General features: G+C 58.2%; 20 protein-coding genes. 12 read left to right on the forward strand and 8 right to left on the reverse strand.

The genetic code is table 11. The features are described 5' to 3' along the window. Nucleotides 1-39: 39 nt before the first annotated feature. Nucleotides 40-1,065 carry a DctP family TRAP transporter solute-binding subunit gene (locus VF694_RS12960; protein ID WP_003800580.1) on the forward strand — a complete coding sequence of 342 codons (1,026 nt, stop codon included), beginning with the start codon at nt 40-42 and terminating at the stop codon, nt 1,063-1,065. 222 nt (nt 1,066-1,287) lie between these two features. On the opposite strand, the gene VF694_RS12965 is transcribed toward VF694_RS12960, so the two are convergent. Then, nucleotides 1,288-2,790, reverse strand: coding sequence for an AMP nucleosidase (locus VF694_RS12965; protein WP_003800581.1), 1,503 nt, complete (start codon nt 2,788-2,790; stop codon nt 1,288-1,290). A gap of 1,014 nt (nt 2,791-3,804) precedes the next feature. Here VF694_RS12965 and VF694_RS12970 point away from each other — a divergent pair. The 5 genes from VF694_RS12970 (at nt 3,805) to VF694_RS12990 (ending at nt 9,868) form a co-directional block, all read left to right on the forward strand. Then, nucleotides 3,805-5,970: a malate synthase G gene (locus VF694_RS12970; protein WP_003800583.1), complete on the forward strand. Its 2,166-nt coding sequence runs from the start codon at nt 3,805-3,807 to the stop codon at nt 5,968-5,970. A 271-nt stretch (nt 5,971-6,241) separates the two neighbouring features. Next, nucleotides 6,242-6,952, forward strand: coding sequence for a molybdate ABC transporter substrate-binding protein (gene modA, locus VF694_RS12975; protein WP_426345421.1), 711 nt, complete (start codon nt 6,242-6,244; stop codon nt 6,950-6,952). Next, nucleotides 6,952-7,617 (forward strand): molybdate ABC transporter permease subunit, encoded by a 666-nt coding sequence (gene modB / locus VF694_RS12980; RefSeq protein WP_201024862.1) that lies wholly within the window; start codon nt 6,952-6,954, stop codon nt 7,615-7,617. Before modA ends, modB begins: the two co-directional genes overlap by 1 nt. Then, on the forward strand, nt 7,614-8,516 hold the full coding sequence (modD, locus tag VF694_RS12985; RefSeq protein ID WP_440164539.1) for a ModD protein: 903 nt from the start codon (nt 7,614-7,616) through the stop codon (nt 8,514-8,516). The genes modB and modD overlap by 4 nt, the downstream gene beginning before the upstream one ends. Nucleotides 8,517-8,860: 344 nt before the next feature. After that, nucleotides 8,861-9,868 (forward strand): AraC family transcriptional regulator, encoded by a 1,008-nt coding sequence (locus VF694_RS12990; protein ID WP_440164541.1) that lies wholly within the window; start codon nt 8,861-8,863, stop codon nt 9,866-9,868. Here the strand turns inward: VF694_RS12990 and VF694_RS12995 are convergent. Continuing rightward, nucleotides 9,865-10,377 (reverse strand): 2,4'-dihydroxyacetophenone dioxygenase family protein, encoded by a 513-nt coding sequence (locus VF694_RS12995; RefSeq protein WP_003800590.1) that lies wholly within the window; start codon nt 10,375-10,377, stop codon nt 9,865-9,867. The genes VF694_RS12990 and VF694_RS12995 overlap by 4 nt on opposite strands. A gap of 468 nt (nt 10,378-10,845) precedes the next feature. On the opposite strand from VF694_RS12995, the gene msuE reads away from it, so the two are divergent. The 6 genes from msuE to VF694_RS13025 all read left to right on the forward strand — a co-directional run bounded on the left by msuE (nt 10,846) and on the right by VF694_RS13025 (nt 14,741). Next, nucleotides 10,846-11,433 (forward strand): FMN reductase, encoded by a 588-nt coding sequence (msuE, locus tag VF694_RS13000; RefSeq protein ID WP_440164543.1) that lies wholly within the window; start codon nt 10,846-10,848, stop codon nt 11,431-11,433. Further along, entirely contained in the window at nt 11,430-12,590 is a 1,161-nt protein-coding gene (gene ssuD / locus VF694_RS13005; RefSeq protein WP_440164545.1) for an FMNH2-dependent alkanesulfonate monooxygenase, read from the forward strand. Before msuE ends, ssuD begins: the two co-directional genes overlap by 4 nt. Continuing rightward, complete coding sequence (locus VF694_RS13010) at nt 12,587-13,441, forward strand: amidohydrolase family protein (RefSeq protein ID WP_003800595.1); 855 nt, start codon at nt 12,587-12,589, stop codon at nt 13,439-13,441. The genes ssuD and VF694_RS13010 overlap by 4 nt, the downstream gene beginning before the upstream one ends. Nucleotides 13,442-13,525: 84 nt before the next feature. Beyond that, nucleotides 13,526-13,816, forward strand: coding sequence for a nucleotidyltransferase family protein (locus VF694_RS13015; RefSeq protein ID WP_042485281.1), 291 nt, complete (start codon nt 13,526-13,528; stop codon nt 13,814-13,816). Continuing rightward, nucleotides 13,813-14,190: a HepT-like ribonuclease domain-containing protein gene (locus tag VF694_RS13020; RefSeq protein WP_440164549.1), complete on the forward strand. Its 378-nt coding sequence runs from the start codon at nt 13,813-13,815 to the stop codon at nt 14,188-14,190. Before VF694_RS13015 ends, VF694_RS13020 begins: the two co-directional genes overlap by 4 nt. Then, nucleotides 14,184-14,741, forward strand: coding sequence for a recombinase family protein (locus tag VF694_RS13025; RefSeq protein WP_336580036.1), 558 nt, complete (start codon nt 14,184-14,186; stop codon nt 14,739-14,741). Before VF694_RS13020 ends, VF694_RS13025 begins: the two co-directional genes overlap by 7 nt. Before the next feature lie 123 nt (nt 14,742-14,864). Here VF694_RS13025 and VF694_RS13030 read toward each other — a convergent pair whose 3' ends face one another. The 6 genes from VF694_RS13030 to VF694_RS13055 form a co-directional block, all read right to left on the reverse strand. Beyond that, the gene (locus VF694_RS13030) at nt 14,865-16,169 is read right to left on the reverse strand and encodes an acyl-CoA dehydrogenase family protein (RefSeq protein ID WP_059318394.1); all 1,305 of its coding nucleotides are present in this window, start codon (nt 16,167-16,169) and stop codon (nt 14,865-14,867) included. 12 nt (nt 16,170-16,181) lie between these two features. Further along, complete coding sequence (locus VF694_RS13035) at nt 16,182-17,027, reverse strand: MetQ/NlpA family ABC transporter substrate-binding protein (protein WP_059318395.1); 846 nt, start codon at nt 17,025-17,027, stop codon at nt 16,182-16,184. 10 nt (nt 17,028-17,037) lie between these two features. Then, nucleotides 17,038-18,405 carry an LLM class flavin-dependent oxidoreductase gene (locus VF694_RS13040; RefSeq protein WP_240209167.1) on the reverse strand — a complete coding sequence of 456 codons (1,368 nt, stop codon included), beginning with the start codon at nt 18,403-18,405 and terminating at the stop codon, nt 17,038-17,040. 15 nt (nt 18,406-18,420) lie between these two features. Next, nucleotides 18,421-19,245: a MetQ/NlpA family ABC transporter substrate-binding protein gene (locus VF694_RS13045; protein ID WP_440164554.1), complete on the reverse strand. Its 825-nt coding sequence runs from the start codon at nt 19,243-19,245 to the stop codon at nt 18,421-18,423. A 70-nt stretch (nt 19,246-19,315) separates the two neighbouring features. Next, a complete protein-coding gene (locus VF694_RS13050; protein ID WP_440164556.1) occupies nt 19,316-20,515 on the reverse strand; it encodes an SfnB family sulfur acquisition oxidoreductase in 1,200 nt (399 codons plus the stop codon). Nucleotides 20,516-20,519: 4 nt separating this feature from the next. Then, complete coding sequence (locus VF694_RS13055) at nt 20,520-21,785, reverse strand: SfnB family sulfur acquisition oxidoreductase (RefSeq protein ID WP_003800611.1); 1,266 nt, start codon at nt 21,783-21,785, stop codon at nt 20,520-20,522. Nucleotides 21,786-21,933: the final 148 nt, after the last annotated feature.

Genomic DNA, 21,933 nt, shown 5'->3' on the forward strand with positions numbered 1-21,933 from the left:
ATTACTGCACATCCACTCATCGAAAGGGAGACCTGATCCATGAAAATACGTCATATTCTGGCTGCTCTGGCCTGTACGGCTGCCACTGTGGCCGTGGTTCCAGCGGCCCAGGCCGCTTACAAATCCGAGTACAAACTATCCATTGTGGTGGGCACTTCCTTCCCGTGGGGCCAGGGGGCGGTGATCTGGTCCGACCTGGTGCGCGAGCGCACCGACGGGCGCATCAACATCAAGATCTACCCCGGCACCTCGCTGGTACAAGGCGACCAGACGCGCGAGTTCACTGCCATTCGGCAGGGCATGATTGATATGGCGGTGGGCTCCACGATCAACTGGTCCCCCCAGATCAAGCAACTGAACCTGTTTTCCTTGCCCTTCCTGCAGCCCGATTCCAAGGCCACCGACGCCTTGATCCACGGCGAAGTGGGCAAGGACCTGTTCGGCTACATTGAGAAAGCGGGCGTCGTGCCGCTGGCCTGGGGGGAAAACGGCTTTCGCCAGCTCAGCAACTCCAAGCACGAAGTCAGCAAACCCGAAGACATGAAGGGCCTGAAACTGCGTGTGGTGGGCTCGCCCCTGTACATGGACACGTTCAGCGCACTGGGTGCCAATCCCACGCAAATGAGCTGGGCCGATGCGCAGCCCGCCCTGGCCAATAAGGCCGTGGACGGCCAGGAAAACCCCTTGTCCATTTACGCCGGCGCCAAACTGTACGACGTGCAGCAGCAATACCTGACCTTGTGGAACTACGTGTCTGACCCACTGGTGTTTGTGGTCAACCGCGAGGTGTGGAAATCCTGGAGCGAAGAAGACCAGAAGATCGTACGCGAAGCCGCGATCGAGGCTGGCAAGCGCGAAATCGAAATCGCCCGTAAAGGCATCACGCCCCAGGACCCTTCCTTGCTCAAAGAAATCGAGAGCCACGGCGTGAAGATCACCACCCTGACGCCAGATCAACACGCAGCCTTTGCCAAAGCCACAGAAGGCGTCGTTGAGAAATGGACCAAGACCATTGGTGAGGATCTGGTGCAGAAGGCACGCGACGCGATTGCCGCCAGCCGCTAAGCAGCTGGTCTGGGCCGATTGAAAAAGGGGCAGCGACAGGTCAGAAGGGATGCGATCCTGACCGACCTCCTGCCCGTCGCTGCCGGATGCCTTGAGCAGAGCCGAAAAGACCTGATCCTTGGGGACAGTACGGCCTGATACCGGGCCGCCAAACTGGGCATGACGACAAAACCGGGGTTCTACCCGCTCTGACTGGCCGCCAGAGGCGGCCCCGGCAAACTATTATTGAAATGCCGTTTCCAGAAAGCTGCGCAGCTTGCGCGAATGCAGTCTTTCTTTAGGCATGTCACGTAGCAGCTCCAGTGCCCGGATACCGATATGCAAATGTTGGCCAACCTGGCGCGCGTAAAACTCGCTGGCCATGCCCGGCAGTTTCAACTCGCCATGCAAAGGCTTGTCCGACACACACAGCAAGGTGCCATACGGCACACGGAAGCGGAAACCGTTGGCGGCAATCGTGGCCGACTCCATATCCAGCGCAATCGCCCGCGACTGCGACAGGCGTCGTACCGGCTCGTGGTGATCCCGCAGCTCCCAGTTGCGGTTATCAATGGACGCCACCGTTCCCGTGCGCATGATGCGTTTGAGCTCCCAGCCTGACAAGCCGGCGACCTCAGCCACTGCCTGCTCCAGCGCGACCTGGATTTCGGCCAGGGGAGGAATGGGTACCCAGGTGGGCAAATCCTCGTCCAGCACGTGATCCTGACGTACATAGCCATGGGCCAGCACGTAATCGCCCAAACGCTGGGTGGTGCGCAAACCGGCGCAGTGGCCCAGCATCAGCCAGGCAGCAGGTCGCAAGACGGCCACGTGATCGGTAATGGTCTTGGCATTGGATGGTCCCACACCGATATTGATCAGCGTGATGCCAGAATGATCGGCACGGCGCAAATGGTAAGAAGGCATCTGCGGCGCCCGAGCCAGGGGCGAGCCTGTTGTTGAAGCATTCGCACCTGCGGGGGTGATGATATTGCCCGGCTCCACCAGATCGATATAGCCTTGCTCATCAGCCTGCAGCACTTCACGCGCCCACTGGCAAAATTCGTCCACATAGAACTGGTAATTGGTGAACAAGACAAAGTTCTGGAAATACTCGGGCCGGGTGGCACTGTAATGCTGCAGACGGTGCAAAGAGTAGTCAATGCGTGGCGCGGTAAAGGGAGCCAGCGGCAAGGGCTCGTTGTGGACACGCTCCCAGGTGCCGTTAACAATGGCATCGTCCATATAGGCCAGATCGGGCACATCGAAGTGATCGCGCAAGGTATCCCCTGGCGATTCGGGCACACTCGTCACGGTAGACTGCACGCCATTGTTCAGCGCGAAATGCAGCGGGATGGGCACGGAGGACTCGCCCACTTCCACCTGCACGCCGTGATTGCGTAGCAGCAGCTCCAGCTGCTCCAGCAAGTAATCGTGATACAGGCCGGGAGCGGTAATGGTGGTCATGTACACACCAGGCTCGACCACATGCCCATACGACAGACGGCTGTCCACTTCCTGATAGGTCTCGACTCGCAAACGTACAGCAGGGTAGCAGGCCCTGAAACGCTGCCCGCGTGGAAAACCGGTCTCCAGGCACTGGGCAAAAGAATCACGCAAGAAAGCGGTGTTGCGATCGTAAATATGACGCAACTGTTCCAAAGCCTGGCCGGCGTCCAGATAACCCGTGAATGGAATCAGTTCAGGCGTGGACGTAATACGGGAAAAACCGCTGGGATCAGACATAACAAGTATTCCAAGGGAAAACACAGACAAGCAGATCTGCAAGCATCATAAGCTGTTTATCGTGTCGCCTCCTACACGGCTCCATGACAAATTCAGCCATCTCCGGCCGGCCTTCTTCTTGCTTGCCCGATCGCCTCTCTCCCTTCGGGGGCGCCGTGCTGTCGCGCTTATTCAACCCGATTCCCGCCCGCCACCGTCTGAGCCTGACCGTGGGGCTGCTGATAAACCGAAGTCACCGCTCCTGCCATAGCGACAGTCCAGGACTGGTTTCAGACCAGAGCACAAGGGCTGGAGCAAGGAAGAGGGGCTTGGCGGCTACCCCAAATGTACTGACTGGTTTTTGCCTGAACCACAAGCCCCACTGTCCGCCTGATGGACACAGCTATTTGTGATTTTGACGCGAAATTGACTCATCAATCTGCTTGAAATCTGGCCCTTTATCCCGCTTTCGGGCGGATTTCAGGTTTTACCCAAGGCAGTGACAAATCCCACCAAGATCGCTGCCCCTCACGCCCGCATTGGGTGCGAATGGCGCTAAATCAGCGGCTTGGCGAACTGAGCGTGGCTTACATGCCTTGTCGGATATGGCCGCTAATCACCCGGTGCAAGGGCAGGCACTGTCTTCTACCTCATATATAAGACTTGCCCAAAACCAGTAAATACATTAAGTATGTAGTCTTAATACTTTGAGTATTAAATCCAGCTTGCATCAGTCCTTCATAATTTACGTTATTCAACTTGGCAGTGTGTTTGGCATGCGTGTGAGACATAGTTCGACATCGCGCAAATTGGCTTGTATTTAGGCTGATTTACTATGGGTTAGCGTTTTTTAGTGGTTTTTGCCTTGTGCAATGTGCTCGCCCTCTGATGTCCTTTGTCTCCCGGTGCCGCGCGGGTCAATCTACCCGCGATGTCAGCCTGTTCTGAAGCGCGCTTGACCAGGTAATCGCAGCGAACGAGCCCTTGCGGCCTGCCGCTGTACCGAATCACTTTTAACTATCAGCAAGGGTACACATGACCACTCGAATCTCCTGCCAGCGATTGCAAGTCGCCGAGGTGCTTCATCAGTTCATCGAACAAGAAGCCCTGCCCGGCACAGGTATCTCCTCCGAAGCCTTCTGGGCTGGTTTCGACAAGCTGGTCCATGATCTGGCACCTAAAAACCGCGCCTTGCTGGCCGAACGCGACCGCTTGCAAGTCGAACTGGACAAGTGGCACACGGCCAACCCGGGCCCCATCACCGACATGCCGGCCTACAAGCGCTTTCTGAGCTCCATCGGCTATCTGAAAGACGCGCCTGCCAACGTCAAGGTCAACACCGCCAACGTCGACACCGAAATCACCGAGCAGGGCGGCCCCCAGCTGGTCGTACCTATCATGAACGCCCGTTACGCGCTGAACGCTGTGAACGCACGTTGGGGCAGCCTGTACGACGCGCTGTATGGCACCAACGCCATTCCCGACACCGACGGTGCTCAGCGCGGCGGTGGCTACAATGCGGTGCGTGGCGCCAAGGTCATCGCCTTTGGCCGCCAGTTCCTGAACGACACCATTCCTCTGGCCCAGGGCAGCCATGACCAGGCGACCTCCTACACCATCGCTGATGGCGCCCTGCGCGTCACCCTGGAAAATGGCGGCACCACCGGCCTGAAAGACACCTCGACCCTGCTGGGTTACCGTGGTCAGCCTGATGCGCCTGAAGCCATCGTATTCCTGCACAACGGCCTGCACTTTGAATTGCAGATCGACCCCAACAGCCCGATTGGCAAGACCGATCCGGCTGGTGTGAAAGACATTGTTCTGGAAGCCGCGCTGACCACCATCATGGACTGCGAAGATTCCGTGGCTGCCGTGGACGCTGACGACAAGGTCCTGGCCTACCGCAACTGGCTGGGTCTGGTTACCGGTTCGCTGACTGAAGAAATCAAGAAAGACGGCAAGGTCTTTACCCGTCGTCTGGCCGACGATCGCCAGTACACCGATCTGACGGGCACCACCCAAACGCTGGCTGGCCGCTCGCTGATGTTCGTGCGTAACGTCGGTCACCTAATGAGCAACCCTGCCATTCTGGATGGCGAAGGCCGTGAAATCCCAGAAGGCATTCTGGATGCCGTGGTCACCACCCTGATCGGCATGCGTGATCTGCAGCTGAAGAAGAACTCGCGCAGCGGCTCGCTGTACATCGTCAAGCCCAAAATGCATGGTCCTGACGAAGTGGCGTTTGCCAGCGAAATTTTTGATCGTGTGGAAAGCCTGCTGGGCCTGGCTCCCAACACCGTCAAGCTGGGCATCATGGACGAAGAGCGCCGCACCAGCGTGAACTTGAAGGCAGCGATTGCTCAGGCCACCGAACGTGTTGTGTTCATCAACACCGGCTTCCTGGACCGCACCGGCGATGAAATCCACACCTGCATGCGAGCGGGTGCCGTCGTGCGCAAGGCCGACATGAAACAGGCCGAGTGGCAGCCTGCCTACGAGCGCAATAACGTTCAGATCGGTCTGCAATGCGGTCTGCGTGGCCGTGCCCAGATCGGTAAAGGCATGTGGGCCATGCCCGACCTGATGGCTGAAATGCTGGAGCAAAAGATTGGTCACGTGAAGGCCGGTGGCAACACCGCCTGGGTACCATCGCCTACCGCTGCCACGCTGCACGCCTTGCACTACCACCAAGTCAACGTGGTCGACGTCCAGAAGGGTCTGGAAGGCGACACCAACGACTACCTGGACAGCATCCTGACCATTCCCGTGGCGACGGACACCAACTGGTCCGCCAAGGAAATCCAGGAAGAGCTGGACAACAACGCCCAGGGCATCCTGGGTTACGTGGTGCGCTGGATTGACCAGGGCGTGGGCTGCTCCAAAGTACCGGACATCCACGACGTCGGTCTGATGGAAGACCGCGCGACCCTGCGTATCTCCAGCCAGCACATTGCCAACTGGCTGCTGCACGGCATCGTTACCCACGAACAAGTGGTTGAAACCCTGCAGCGCATGGCCGCTGTGGTGGACCAGCAAAACGCGGGCGACCCTGCCTACCAGAAGATGGCCGGCAACTTTGAAGGCTCCTTTGCCTTCCGCGCCGCTCAGGATCTGGTTCTGAAAGGTCTGGAACAGCCTAACGGCTACACCGAGCCTTTGCTGCACCAATGGCGTCTGGCATTCAAGGCCGCTCAAGCCTAACGCACACCATGTCACCCGGAGTGTCACTCCGGGTGGGGGTGCCCCCCAAAATCCCCATCTTACTGGTTCAGGATGGGGATTTTTTTCGCCTTCTGTTTCCAGCTTTGCGGCAACGAAAAACGTGCATCGTCGCTGGGCACAAGCCGCTTTTCCCAGTTTTCAAGCAGGTTTGAGTCTGGTGGCTCCGGCCCCGGCGCGTGGCGAACATCCCTGTCAGCCCTCTCTCGTTATAAACTAAAGCTCATAACGAAATTTAGCGACAGGATATCCGATGAAATCTTTGCTGTTTTCCGCCGCTTGTCTGCTGGCGATCACCACCACGGCCCACGCTTCCGACCTGCTGATTGCCACCGGCGCAGGCTATCGCAAACCCGTCACCGAACTGATTCAAGCCTTCCATAAAGAAACCGGCCTGACGGTAGAGAGCAGCTTTGGCAATATGCAACAGGTTCGCGCCCAGAGCGAGCAAAATCCAGACATTGCCGCCATCATTGGCGACCGCTTTTTTCTGGAACCCATGGGCATTGCCCAGCAGTTCGTGAACATCAGCCAGGGCGCCCTGATGCTGGCCGTGCCCAAGGGCAAGACCATTGATTCCATCCAGGATTTACAGCAGCCCAGCTACGCACGCATCGCGATTGGCGATGCCAAGAAAACGGTTTATGGCCGCGCCGCCACCACCTGCATGGAACGTGAAAAAGTCCAGGCCGATGGACGCACCCTTGAAGTCGCCATGCTGCCGCAAGTGTCGGCTTATTTGCTGAACGGCGAAGTGGATGCCGGTTTCATCAACCGCAGCGAGGCGCTGGCCCACAAGGACAAGCTGGGCACCATCCTGCCCCTGCCAGCCTCCTGCCACGACCCGATCGATCTGAGCCTGGCCATACTCAAGAACCGTCCTGCAAACCCCGCGCTGCAATCCTGGACCCAGTTCCTGGGCTCGGGCACGGCCAAATCCATTCTTGAGCGTCACGGTCTGTAATGTCTGCCTGGATGAGCTGCTCCAGCAGCTCACTGGGCCTGAGTGTGTCTGTGCTGGCCGCCACCCTGGCGGCACAGCTGGTGCTAGGGCTGGCACTGGCCTGGGTTCTGGCCAGAAAACGCTTCCCGGGCCACGGATTACTGGATTCGCTGGTGAGTCTGCCGCTGGTTTTTCCGCCGATTGTCATCGGCTATTTGCTGCTGCTTGCCTTGGGCAGGCAAGGCTGGCTGGCCAGTGCCACCGGCTGGTCGCCCAATATTGTTTTTCAGCCGGCGGCCTTGTTGATTGCCGCATTTATCGCCGGGCTGCCTTTAATGGTCAAACCTGTGCAAAACAGCATGAACAGCCTGTCGCCACGGCTACGCGAAGCCGCGGCCACACTGGGCCACGGCACTTGGTCCTACTTCTTCCGGGTGGAGCTGCCCTTGCTGCGACCCGCCCTGGCCACGGGCCTGATCCTGTCCGGTGGCAGGGCGCTAGGCGAAGTCGGGATATCGCTGATGGTGGGGGGCAATATCGCAGGCCGGACCGAAACCCTGTCTTTATCCATTTATAACGCCGTCCTGGATGGCAACACAGATTGTGCCAATGCGCTGTCCTGCTTACTGGGTCTGACGGCATTAGCCTGCTTTTGGGCGCTGCGGCGCTACGGGAATCAACAATGACGGTTTTTTTTGAACAAAGCCAAATCGACCAGTGGATTGGCGAGGATGCGTCCTACCTGGATCTGACCAGCCATATGCTGGGCCTGCACAAGCAGAACACCACACTGCGTTACGTGGTCCGTGAGCACATTCGCGTGGCGGGCACAGAGGAGGTAGCCGAGATTGTGCGCTCTTGCGGCGGGCAGACCCAGCACTACACCCCCAGCGGCGTGGCAGCCTTGCCCGGTCAGACGGTCCTGCTGGCCCAAGGCTCGGCTCAGTCCCTGCTGCGTGCCTGGAAAGTCGGCCAGAACCTGCTGGAGTTTGCCTGTGGCATCGCTACCCTGACCCAGCAAGTCGTGCAGGCCGTGCAAACAGTCAATGCCTCGGTAGCCGTGCTGACCACCCGCAAACATGCCCCCGGCGTACGCAAGCTGGCCTTGAAAGCCACCCTGTCGGGCGGGGCCATGCCGCATCGTCTGGGCCTGGGGGAAACCATTTTGATCTTCCCGCAGCATCGAGCACTGATGGGCGGCTGGGAAGAAGTCGGCCGTGCGATTGCCCAACACAAATATGCCTTGTGCGAGAAGAAAATCGTGATCGAAGCGGCGGATCTGAGCGAAGCCTATAGCGCCGCCCAGGCGGGCGCGGACGTGGTGCAGTTCGACAAGATACCGCCCGAAACCCTGATGCAAATCGTACCTGCATTGCGCAAGGCCCATCCTACGCTCACCATTCTGGCTGCGGGCGGGATTCATGCCGGTAATGCCGCCGCCTATGCCGCAACGGGCGTGAACGCTCTGGTAACCAGCAGTCTGCACTACGCCAAACCAGCAGACATTGGTGTGCAAGTCAGCCTGACAGAGCCAGCACAATCGCAAGAGCCGCTTGTCATGAGCAAAATGGAAGGGATGGCATGACACAACACCCCAGATCACGCTGTGTCAGCCAGGGTCGCAAAAAAAGGCCGGCACGAGAATGCCCACACCATGACAATGCTAAAAGCACCTTCATGAGCCAGAAAGAGCAGTGGTCAAAGCGCAGCCTCCTCTGACTCCTACAAGCCTGGATAACTTCATGGAGAAACCAGTAGTTTTATTTAAACTTAAACAAAATAGCCAAAAAGGTTAGTCTTTTGTAAATAAAGGATATTTCCAAACCCATCTGCCCTGATAAGGGATAGCCCCCATGCCCGCCAAATCGAGCAACTTCTACACTAGGCACTGTTCACGCGCCTTCTTATGTTCTGGAACAGGGGTTCCCCATGCCGGCAGAAAATGGCCTGGATCTGTCGGTGTTATACCGTCATCCAGTCTTTCATTCACACAGCGCCGAGCTGTCCCATCAACCGTTGAGTCGAGCCATTTCCAGGCATGCCCTAAACTGGGGCCGAGGGCGCATCAACACCCGTCTGTATCGGCGTGATATTGATCAGATCAGCGTAATGAAACTGGGCTATGGCGCCGAAGTGGAAATCCAGGCCGACGCCTTTGGAGATTTCTGCCTGGTGCAAATGGCATTGCAGGGCACGGCCGAATTTATCAGCGACGGGCATCACAAGCTGACTGCCTATCCGGGTGATATTGCGGCGGTTTCCCCCCGCCATCATGTGCGCACCTTGTGGCAAGCCGGTTGCGAACAGTTGATCGTGAAAATCCCCTACAGCCTGTTTGATGGTGTGGGGCATCAGACTCTGGCACAAGAGGGCATGACCCGAGGCTGTGTCTACAAGCTGGACCCCTGTAGGGGCCCGCAATGGGCCAACCTCATCCAGCACCTGCTTCTGCTCCCGGCGCAGAACGGCGACCGCTCAGCCAGCTGGACGCAGCATATTGAAAGCAGCCTGGCCTTATTCCTGCTGTGTCATCCCGCCGATGAACAGGCTGCCCAGGCTCTGGTGGATGAGTCCATGGGAGCCGCAGCCCGGGCAGGGAAAATGCGTCTACTCCAGGCCAGGAACTATGTGCTGGCGCATTTGCACAGCAACATCTCACTGGATGATCTGGCTCAGGCAGCAGGTGTGAGTCCCCGCTTCCTGCATCTGCTGTGCCGTCGCCACTATCAGCTATCTCCCATGAACTGGGTGCGTAATGTGCGACTGGATGCCGCTCATCAGGTTCTGAAAACCCGTCCCCGCCCCAACGTCACCGATGTCGCACTGGCGCATGGTTTTGGGCATCTGGGCCGCTTTTCTGCCTACTATCAACAGCGCTTCAAGGAACTGCCCCATCAAACGGGGCAGACCCGACACACAAGCCTCAAACCGTCTTAGATGAACATGGACTGGTTGATGGGCAGATTGTGCTTCTTACAGTAGCTGGTGTAGTGATCGATCATCCAGAACACGTCAATAATTTCCAGAATGTTGTCGTTCTCGTCCAGGAACTCGATGGGCGTGCCCAGGTGAAATAGGGTTTCCATGCCTTCGTCCGACACCAGGGTGTGAGTGCGACCGGGGCTTTCGTGGATGTAATGACCGGCACGGGCCACCCAATCGTATTCCTCGTAACGCAGGCTGCCGGACAGGATGTAGCCGGTCACCACGGCGCGGTGACGGTGACGACCCAGGGAGCCACCCTTGTCGGCACGCATAATGTGCACCGAGGTGTTGTTGCGAATATCAAAGCTCAGATGACGCAACCAGATATTGGGGCCGAAAGGAATCCAGGGGGAGGTTTCTTCAGACGTATCGAAGTGGCCTTCAACCAGAGCGTATTCGTCGCGTACCTTGTCGATACGCTTTTCGATTTCGATATAGGGCGGGGGGCTGTGTTGAGTCATGGTTTGTCTCTCTCTTGGAAATAAAAACCGCTGTGTTTGCCACACAGTCGGGGGCCAATCCCTCCTGATTGGCCTGTTTTTATTCTAAAAATTCATTTGCCGCCAAACTATCCAACTCTGGCACAAGCAGATGGCCCACTATCCAATTCTGGCACTCCTGCATCAGACCTGTCTGTCCGCACCCCAAACGCACCGCTCAAAATCTGTGCTCCCGTCTTTTGCCTGATACCTCATAAGGTTTGCATCGCGGTTCAAGGGTATGCCACTTGGCAGCACATTTTTTCACATTCAAGCCTACTGATTTTCATAAGCAAATCAGAAGACTAAGGGCGCAGGTCAGCCATAAACACATGAGCGAATTGTCTTTCGTGGCAGCAACGATCAGGCATGTAATACAAGGCATTGACTCGCACAGGTGCCCCCGTTTTCTGGCGGCACCTTGTTCTGATTTCACTGCAAGGAATTGCCATGAGCCGCCCTCTGAAAACCGTTATTGTGAATGGGAGCCTGCACCGTCCCTCCCGCACGCAAGTGCTGCTGGATGCGCTGCGCGACACACTGAACGACCAACTGGCACTGGACGTGCAAAACATCGAGCTGCTCAGCCTGCTGCCCGAACTTGGCGCGGCCCTGTCCACCGACGCCTTGCCCGCCCATGCGCATCAGGCCATCACCGCCATTGAGCAGGCCGACTTTCTGATCGTGGGCTCGCCCATCTTTCGCGCGGGCATTCCGGGCCTGCTCAAGCACCTGTTCGATCTGGTCGACATGAATGCCCTGAACGGCACGCCTGTACTGCTGGCCGCCACTGGCGGTAGCCAACGCCATGCCCTGGTCATCGAACATCAACTGCGTCCCCTGTTCAGCTTCTTCCAGGCGCTGACCCTGCCCATCGGGGTCTATGCCACGCCCGAGGAGATTCAGGACGGCGAAGTCACCAGCGCCGCCCTGCAACAGCACATCCAGCGCACCGTTGATCTGGCCGTGCCGGTACTGCACAGTATTCAAACGCGTTTGCCGCTGCGAAACTCTGTTCTGGAGGCGCAGGCAGCATGAGCCAAATCACCTCCACCACACCCGATATTTTCTGGTTCCTGCCCACTTCGGGCGACACCCGTTACCTGGGCAAATCCGACTTTGGCCGGGCACCCACTAACGAGTATCTGCGCAGCATTGCCGTTACCAGCGAGAACCTGGGCTACGACGGCTTGCTGATTCCTACCGGCGCCTCTTGCCTGGACCCCTGGGTGGTGGCGGCCAGCCTGGTTCCTGTTACCCAGCGCATCAAGCTGCTGGTGGCCCTGCGCACCTCTTTGGGCGCGCCAGTCGCCAGCGCACGTCAGGCAGCGTCCTTGGACCAGGCCCTGCATGGCCGTTTGCTGCTGAATGTGGTGCCTGGCGGCGATGCCACCGAACTGGCAGCCGAAGGCGTATTTCTGAACCATGATTCCCGCTACGAATACGCCAATGAATATCTGACGATCTGGTGTCAATTGCTCTCTGGCGACACCGTGAATGTTCAGGGCAAGCACTTCAAGGTGGAGAATGGCCGCAACTTCTTCCCGCCCGTGCAAAAACCCTATCCGCCCTTGTACTTTGGTGGCTCCTCGGACGCCGCACACGAGCTGGCTGCCGAGCACGTCGATGCTTACCTGACCTGGGGCGAGCCCCCGGCTGCGGTGGGCAAGAAATTTGAGGACATCCGCCGTCGTGCCGCCGCCCGTGGCCGCACAGTAAGGCTGGGTGTACGCCTGCACGTAATCGTGCGCGAAACCAATGAGGAAGCCTGGGCCGAGGCGGATCGCCTGATCAGCAAATTGACGGACGAGGACATTGCCAAGGCGCAGGCCAATTACGCCAGCATGGACTCGGTAGGCCAGAAACGCATGGCCGCCTTGCATGGTGGCCGACGCGATCAACTGGAAGTCTCGCCCAATCTGTGGGCAGGCGTAGGGCTGGTACGGGGCGGAGCAGGCACCGCCCTGGTAGGCGATGCCCAGACCGTGGCCCAGCGCTTGCAGGAATACATGGACCTGGGCGCGGACTCCTTTGTGCTCTCGGGCTATCCGCATCTGGAAGAGTCCATCCGCTTTGCCGAGCTGGTGTTTCCCCTTCTAGGCAAGCGTGCCGTCACCGTCCGTGATCGTGCCCAGACCGGTGGCGCCTTTGACGCGCGCGGCGTTCAAAACCAGCAACTTTCTTCTGCATCATGAGCCAAAAAATAATCGATCTACGCTGCCGACCTGCCTTTCTGCACAAGTTTTTCGGAGCCGAACCCGGCTCACCGGAACATGCCACTGCGCGTTGGCTGAATCGCCGTGTCGGCACTCGTGGCAGCGATACCCACTTTGAAAGATCGCTGAGTCAGGAAGGATTTCTGGAAGAAGTACGCCAGGCCGGGCTGAGCAAAGCGGTCGTCGTCGGCCGCCACACGCCATCACAACATTTGCCCAACGACACCATTCACCAGATCGTGCATGGGCACGAAGCATTGCTGGGCATTGCCGGTATAGACCCGGCTCTGCAAGGCGAGCAGGAGGCCCTGGCCGAGGCAGAACGCGCCATCAAGGAGCTGGGCTTGTCCGGCATTGATATCGAGCCGGGTTTTGGTGTTCCAGCACGTCACCCCGATGACCCGGTTTACTGGCCCGTTTACGAACTGGCGCGCCACCTGAAAGTACCCGTCTTTTTGATGAGTGGCCCCACCACGCCGGACCCGCGCTACAACGACCCGGCCGGGCTGGCCAAAGTGGCCAAAGCCTTCCCGGATCTGCCTTTAGTGGTCTATCACGGCTATTGGCCCAATGTACAGCAGGCCATAGGCCTGGCCTTTCTGCACGAGAACGTGCATCTGGTGCCTGATATGTACATCTTCCAGCCAGGCAATGAGGGCTATGTGCAGGCAGCCAATAGCTTCCTGTCCGAGCAATTGCTGTTTGGTTCGTCCTATACCTTCCGCCCGATTCGCCAGAGTATTGAGGACTTCCAGCAGCTGGGTTTCAAGGATGTAATTCTGAACAAGCTGTTTTATGACAATGCGGCCAGGCTGTTTCAACTCTCGTAATAATTTCGATCTGAGGAACCAGGCCTTGAAATCCCATTCTCAATAACTTACCATTTTGATGAGTTTTGATAACAAGGGATGACCATGCGACCATCTGTTGTGCTCGACATGAACCGAGATGCAGTGCGTGAAGCCGTAAGCCGTTTTCGCACGGCGAATCCACGCGTCTTCGGTTCGATACTACATGGCACCGACCAGGATGGCAGCGACATTGATTTGCTGGTTGACGCACTGCCTGGTGCGACGCTGTTCGACCTGGGAGGCCTGCAAGACGAGCTGGAATCGCTGCTTGGTATTCACGTCGATTTGCTGACGCCCGGCGACCTGCCGCCTAAATTCCGGGCCAAAGTGCTTGCAGAGGCGCAACCGGTATGAGCAAGTACCGTCTTCCGGATTACCTTGACCACATGCAGCAAGCTGCAACCGATGCATGCGGTTTCATAGAGGGCCTGACCAGAGAAGATTTTCTTGGGGACAAACGAACCCAGCAAGCCGTCATCATGAGCCTTATCATTATTGGCGAGGCTGCCACGCAGGTCATGGATGGCTATATCGAGTTCGCTCAGACACACGAACAAGTGCCGTGGCGTAATATGCGCGGTATGCGCGGTATGCGCAACCGCATCGCCCACGGCTACTTCGACGTCAACCTCGATGTCGTGTGGGACACCGTGCAGACAGCACTACCGGAATTGCTTCAACAGTTACTTGCCGTTCGTCAGGATGCAGACGGCGACACGCCATGCTGATCGGCTATGCGCGCGTCTCGACGCAAGATCAGAACCTTGAATTGCAATGCAAAGCTTTGATTCAGGCCGGGTGCCAGAGGGTCTTTGAAGACAAGGTAAGTGGCACGCGAGCAAATAGTCCAGACTTGGTCAAAGCGCTCGAAATGCTGCGCGAGGGCGACACATTGGTGGTCTGGAAGCTGGACCGCTTGGGCCACTCAGTCAAGCAACTGGTCGATCTGGTCAACAAACTGCGCACACAAGGTATCCAGTTCAGAAGCCTCACCGACTCCATCGACACCAGCACGCCGTCTGGTCGGTCCTTCTTCCACGTCATGGCCAGCCTGGCCGAGATGGAGCGCGAACTGACAATCGAACGTACCCGTACCGGGCTGGAAGTCGCCAAGCAGCTTGGCCGCAAGGGTGGTCGCAAACCCAAGATGAACGACAACAAAATCAAGTCAGCCAAGAAGCTGCTGGCCAGCGGTGTACCACTCAAGGACGTGGCCAAGAACCTGGACGTATCCGTTCCTACGCTTTATCGCTGGGTGCCAGCCTCATCACGCGCTTAGCGTACTATTTTGTCGTTGATTTACCCTGAGAGGCTGCGCGCTCACAGCTGACAACATAAAGGGCACGATTAATTCGTGCCCTTTATGTTTCCAAGAGGCGGCCCCGCCTCTGGCCGCATCGGCTCAACTCTCCTTCGTCCCCACATGCCAGTAATACACTGGCTCGGCCTCGTTCAACAAAATATCCCCCACCGAACGGGCCTTGTAGATCACCGGATTGTGCGAGGCCAGAGCCCGCGCATTACGCCAGTGTCTATCCAGACGACGGGATTCCTCCAGGGCCGTGGAACCACCCACGTCGAATAGACGCGTGGCCGCCCGCAAAACCGGCTCCACCACCGCCACTTGCGCCTGTGCCGTTCGCAGCTCCAGGGCATCCAAAGTCTCGCGGGGAACCGCCACATCCGCCCGCCGCTGATCCGCAATATTCTGCAAATGAGCCGCCACATCACGCACCGCCAGCTGGGCAATATAAGCCGTGCTGGCCAGCTCGCCCACGATATGCTGCACCAAAGGATCATCCTTGGGCAACGCCGCACTGCCGTGGCTAAAGACACGTTTGCGCGCCTGTACATAAGCCACCGCATCCCGCTGCAAGGCTTGGGCAATACCCGCCAAGGTCGCCAAATGCACCAGCTGAAAATAGGCCACCAAGGGGGTAGGTTCCTGACGCGGGAAACGGATGATGGCGCTCTCGGGCACGAGCACATCGGTCAGTACCGTTGTACCGGACCCCGTCAGCCTTTGCCCAAAACCATGCCAGTCATCCAGACGCTCCACCCCTTCCTGATTGGTGGCCACCACGGCATGTACCGTTTCATCTTCCTGCTCCGTCCCGGTACTGCGGGCCACCACCGTGACCCAATCTGCGTACAAGGTGCCTGTGCTATAGAACTTGCGGCCATTCAAACGCCACTGTCCGGCCTGCTCAGGATCAGGTTCCAGCGTGGTTTGCAGTTGCCCGACAGCACCCAGGCCAGTCTCGGTGGTGGCATTGCCAAAAATCGCTCCTTGGCCTGCCAGCGGCAGCCATTGCGCTTGCGTAGTCTCATCCCGATCAATCAACAGTCGATCGATGAAGCCAAAATGAGGCCGCAGAATTTGAGCGACGTTTGAATCCGCCGCGGCCAGTTCCTGAAACAGCTCAAAGAACACCGGGATGGAAACCCCACTGCCACCCCATTGGGGCGGTACACGCAGAGCCGTGAAACCGCTGTCTTTCAGCCAAAGAATGGGGGCGTAGGCCAGGGTACGGGTGTGCTCGCGCTCCGCAGCGGTATCGGCAATGCGCTGAAAGAGGGCGCTGAAACGGGCACGCAAGGTGCTCAGATCGGAAACACGCACACGGTCAGGCGCTGCCTGCGCCTTTCTTGCAAAAGACGACGCTGGCGCAGTATCCGAGGCAAAAACGGCAGTGTCAGTAATCATGATGTTCAGCCCTCAAGGAGCCTGCGTAATGGAGGCATGGCCGGCCGTTTGCCACGGCAAGGAATACAGCTTCCTGTCACCCGCAAAAGACCGGTCAATCTGCGCGGCTACAGCCGGAGAGTGTTGATAAAGATCCACAAACTGGCGTATACGGGGATCATCTTTATGGCTGCTTCGAGCCACAAAGCGAATCGCGTAGTACAGGTCATCCACCGTGGAATACTGCAAGGCCTTGCTGGCCAGCTCGGCCTGCCCGGCGTTCACAAAGTGGGCCGGATAGCCTTGGACCAGTGGCAGGTCATCGGCTGCGCGCACCAATTGCGGCCCCTCAATTTCCACAATCCGCAGCTTTCTGGGGTTGGCGGCGACATCGTGGATCGAAGCGCGTGCCGCCACACCGTCTTTCAACTGAATCAGGCCAGCCGTCTGCAAAAGCAGCAGGCCACGCGCCTGATTCACCGGATCATTGGCAACTCCAACAGAAGCGCCTTCAGGTATGGCGTCCAAAGACGGGTACTGCTTGGAATACAAGCCAATATTGGGCAGCAAGCCGTAAGCCACACTTTCAATCGCATAGCCGCCTTCCTTGACGGCATTGTCCAAAAAAGCCTGATGCTGGAAGTAATTCAGATCCAGATCGCCGGATGCCAAGGCTGTATTGGGCGTGGTCCAGTCAGTGAACTCGATGACGTCGACCTCCAGCCCAATCTGTTTGGCTTCCTTGGCCGCCACGGCGACAGAATCAGCCAAAGAGCCGGGTGTGACGCCAATTTTCAGTGCAGCAGCAGACACATGGCCCGCAAAGCCCAGGGCTGCGAAGGCAAACATGGCACGAATAGAAAAACGGGCAAACAACATGGTCCTGTCCTTATAAAAAATGCCGCCACTGCGCAGCAGGGTGAGTGGCAGATACCCGATTACCTTGCCCAAACAGTTGCTGGCGCAGGGTTCCTCCTTCATAAGCGGTTCGATAGCGGCCCCGGTTTTGCAGCTCAGGCACGATGTAGTGAGCAAAGTCCTCCCAGGTTTCAGGCACGACGATGCGGGTCAGGTTGAAGCCATCGATCTCGCCCTCATCGATCCAGGTGCTGAGCGCATCCGCCACTTGCTGCGGGTCGCCCACAATGGTTTTGTAGCGGCTGCCCAGCGTGAATTGCTCCAGCAGCTTACGGCGTGTCGTCCAGCCTTGTTTCTGGGCCGCTGCCGCTGCGGACTGAATCGCGTTGCTGGAGCCAAAGTGGATGGGTTCGTCCAGGTCATACTGGGCAAAATCCACACCCGTACTGGCCGCAAAGTGCGCCAGGCCGCCTTCGGAGCTGGCATGGGCCAGATAGTCGGCGTATTTTTCTTTAGCCTCGGCTTCCGTGGCACCCGTGACGACCGCTACGCCCGCATAAATTTTCAGATCCTGCGCTTGCCGTCCCGCATTGATCGCTGCCTGACGCAGCTTGCGGGACGAGTCCCTGGCCGCTTCCGGGTCCCGCGCACCGATGAATACGCCTTCGGCATGTTGTCCGGCAAACTGCAGCCCCCGCGCCGAGGTTCCCGCCTGGAACAGCAAGGGGGTGCGCTGGGGAGAAGGCGCGCTCATATGAATGGCATTGCTGCGATAAAACGGCCCTTCGTGGTGCACGGTATGCACTTTCTCGGGCAGCGCATGAATGCGACGCTGCTTGTCGGCAATCAGGGCGCCATCTTCCCAGCTGCCTTCCCACAGTTTGTAGGCCAATTGCAGAAAGTCCTCGGCCCGGTCGTAGCGACTGTCGTGTGCATCCAGGCCCTCCTGCCCCAAACCCCGCGCTCCACTATCCACATAGCCGGTCACGATGTTCCAGCCTATGCGGCCATTGCTTAGCTGATCCAGCGTGCTGACATCCCGTGCGAAGGTGTAGGGGTGATGCGCCGCCACCGAGGCCGTCAGGCCAAAGCCAATATGCTGTGTGACCGCCGCCATGGCCGATACCAGCAGCCAGGGATTGTTCACGGGCAGTTGAATACCCTCGCGCAGCGTCAAGTCCACTCCTTGCTGGTAGACGTCGTAATAGCCGACCACATCAGCCAGAAAAATGCCGTCGAACAAACCTTTTTCCAGAGTTTTAGCCAGATCCGTCCAGTACTTCAGCGTGTGATACCGCGTGGATTGATCCCGCGGATGCGTCCACAAACCATGATGAATATGGCCCACGCAATTCATATTGAAGGCGTTGATATGGATGTGTTTCCTAGGCTGCGTCATGGGCATTCTCCTTGCTTAATGCGGCAACCAGGTCAGGCGATACAGCTTTTGCTCGCCTTGGTAGAACTGATCGATTGCCTCGCGCACAGCGGGCGATGTCTTGTAGACCTCCAGGAACTGGGCAATGCGCGGGTCCTGCGCCTTATCGCCACGGGCCACAAACTGAATCGCCCAGGAATCGTCCTCGTAACTGGTCAAGGACAAGGCCTTGGTGGCGTCAAACGCGTTGGACGCCAGGATGAAATACGGAAAGCCCTGGGCCAGATCCACATCCTGCGTGGCACGTGCCAGTTGCGGGCCTTCCACTTCCACAAACTTCAAATTTTTGGGATTGGAAACAATGTCATCGGGCGTGCCCAGCAAGCCGGTTTCAGGGCGCAGCGTGATCAAGCCCGCATGCTGCAACAAGCGCAGCCCACGGCCTACGTTGACGGCATCACTGGCAATTGCCACTGATGCACCATCGGGCAAGTCGACCAGGGTGGCGTGCTTGAGGGAATACAGACCCAGGTAAGACAAAATGCCCGGCTGCACGCTGACCAGCTTGAAGCCCTTGTCGCGCACCGCATTGGCCAGGTAGTTGCTGTTCTGGTAGTAGTTCAGATCAATATCGCCCGCGTCCAGCGCCACATTCGGCGTAGCCCAATCGGTAAATTCGATCACCTGCACATCCACACCTTGCTGCTTGGCCTCCTGAGCGGCAACGACCACCGAGTCCGCAAAAATGCCGGGCACAACACCGATTTTCAAAGGAGCTGCGGTCGCTGTGCTACTCAACAAGACGGCGGTCGAGACAAGGCTGAATGCCGTCAGTTTTTTAAGAAATCGCGAGATAGTCATCAATCAAAATCCAGATAAAAGAGAAAGGCTCGTGGCCTAAAAAAACAGGCCATATCGAAGCAAAATGGCATCACAAGGCCCCATGACGCGGCGGACGCACGCCATTCAGGGCATAGTTGCCAATGGCGTGGTACTTCCAGCGCACCGGGTCATGCAGGGTATGGACGCGTGCATTGCGCCAGTAGCGATCGAGGCCATGCTGGGCTTGCGTAGCGCTGGTGCCCCCCAGTTCAAACAGCTTGCTGCCTGCCAGCAGGCTGGCGCTGGTGGACAAGGCTTTGGCCTGCGCCACGGCAATGGAAGCCTGGGCCACGCTGTCCTCATCCGGGGCGTGCTGGGCGGCATCCACATAGCGGGCGGCGCGGGCCAGCAGCGCTTGCGCGGCCCGCAAACGCACATGCACATTGCCCACTTCCTGCAATAACAACGGGTCCTGGGCGGCGCTGCCCACGCCAGCGGCAATCCAGGGGCGACTGTGCGCACGGATGAAGGGCAGGGTGGCCTCGAACGCCCCTTGGCCGATACCCAAATCCAGTGCTGCATGGATAATCTGGGCGTAAGGACCAATGGGGGTGGGACGCTCGAAGGAATCGGTGAACGGTACAACCCATTGCGGCTGCACGGGAACACGCGTGAACTCCACCGAGCCACTGCCCGTGACACGTTGACCAAAGCCGTCCCAGTCGTCTGTCAGCGTGACGCCTTTAGCCTCACGCGGCACAAAAACCAAATACAGGCGGCCATCATCAGGCGAGCTCGTCAGCGTGGGAATCCAGTGTGCAAACAGCGAGCCCGTGCAATAGAACTTGCGGCCATCCACAAACCAGCCATCCGGCGCTTTGAGCAACTGCGTGCGACGTACAAAATCCTTCTTGCCGATCTCCGCCAGTGCATTGCCAAAGCGTTTGCCTTGCAGCACCTGATCGTAGAAAAAGGCTTTTTGCTCGTGCGTCGCCCCCACGCGCAACACTTCCAGCGCGTAATAGTGGTTTTGCGGGATATGGCCAAAGTTGCCATCGGCCTGGGCAATGCGCTGCACAACCCGGGTGAGCACATCGGTGGAAACGCCCGCGCGCCCGTATTCTTTGGGGACCGTGATGCCCCACAAACCACCTTGACTGAATTGCTCCACCTCTTGATGCGGCAAAATGCGGTCGCGGTCGCGCTCCAGCGCCTGTTGGGCAATGAATTGTGCAAACTGCTCAGCTGCCTGCAGCGCTTCGGCCTCGGACTGGATGAGGTGTGCGGACGTAGAAAACGGGATCGTCATAGCCTCAATTCCATTGGTGATAAGAGGGAGCAATACCATTGAGCAAGTAATTGCCCAACAGGTGGTATTTCCAGCGCACCGGATCATGCAAGGTGTGCACGCGGGCGTTGCGCCAGTGGCGATCCAGGTTATGAGCAGCACGGGTGGACGAAGAGCCCGCCAAGGCAAAGAGCTGTTCGCTGGCGTTCAGGGCGGCTTCCGTCGTCAGGATTTTTGCCTCGGCAACAGCCACCGACGCACGGGCGCTGCTATCCGCATCGACGGGCCTCGCGGCCAATTCATCCAGCAAACGCGCTGCCTCCAGTAAAACTTCCTGAGCGGCATCCACCTCAATCTGCAAGGCACCCACTTCCTGAATAATGTGAGGGTCCTGCGTGGCGCTGGTCACACCCGAGTCAGTCCAGGGGCGCGCGCGATTGCGCACAAATTCCAGCGCATCCTGTAGGGCAGCCTGGGCGATACCGGCGTCAATGCTGGCTTGAATCAATTGAGAAATCGGGCCCGACAAGGACGGTTTGTCTACGAAACGCCAGCTTTCCAGCACATGGTCTTCCTCGACCAGAACCCGGTCGAACACCACACTGCCACTGGCGGTGGTGCGTTGCCCAAAGGCATTCCAATCATCAATCACCTGCACACCGGGTGCATCGCGGCGTACCCAGACCTGCACACCCCGGCCTTGCTCATCCGCGGCTCGGAACGGAATCCAATGCGCGAACAAAGCGCCAGTGGAGTAAAAACGTGTGCCGCTAACGCGCAAGCTGCCATCTGCTGCCCGAGCAAGATGGGCAGTGACGTCCGTCATCACCGCTGCCTTACCCTTTTTCTCCGGTCCGCCGTTGCCTAAACGTGCGCCGTGCAGCACCGCCTGGAACCAGCGCTGCTTTTGAGATTCGGTGCCGGTGTCTTTCAGGTTCTGGATCAGCGCGAAATGGTTTTGCGGGATCTGACCCAGGGAAGGATCAGCCGCGCTGATGATGGCAAACACCTGCACCAGCGTTTCGTTGGAAGCTTCCAGACCGCCATAGGCTTTGGGGATAGTGATGGCACCCAGGCCACTGGCGGTATAGCGCTCTATCTCGTCCCAGGGGAGCTGGCGCAGGCGGTCGCGCTCGGCAGCGGTTTGAGCAAATTCAGTGGCCAATTGTCGGGCAACGGCGATGGCTTCGGCCTCGCTGCCAATCACATGAGGCTGTTGGGGAGGCAAGGGCAGACGCTGCTTTGCAGATGCTTCGGGCAACGCTACGCCCTGAGTAATCCGATCATTCATACGGCACTCTTTTCAATGACTAAAAACGGTAGGGATAGACGCAGCCTCCAGCACCTGCGTCCCGGCTCAGGACAGCGCGTCCGAGCAAACAAAGAAGATCACATTCGCTGCAAAGGCGTCGCCACTACGTGCGCCAGCCCTTGGCTGA

The sequence above is a fragment of the Alcaligenes sp. Lyrl_28 genome, from assembly GCF_051948705.1.
GTDB lineage: Bacteria > Pseudomonadota > Gammaproteobacteria > Burkholderiales > Burkholderiaceae_B > Alcaligenes > Alcaligenes ammonioxydans.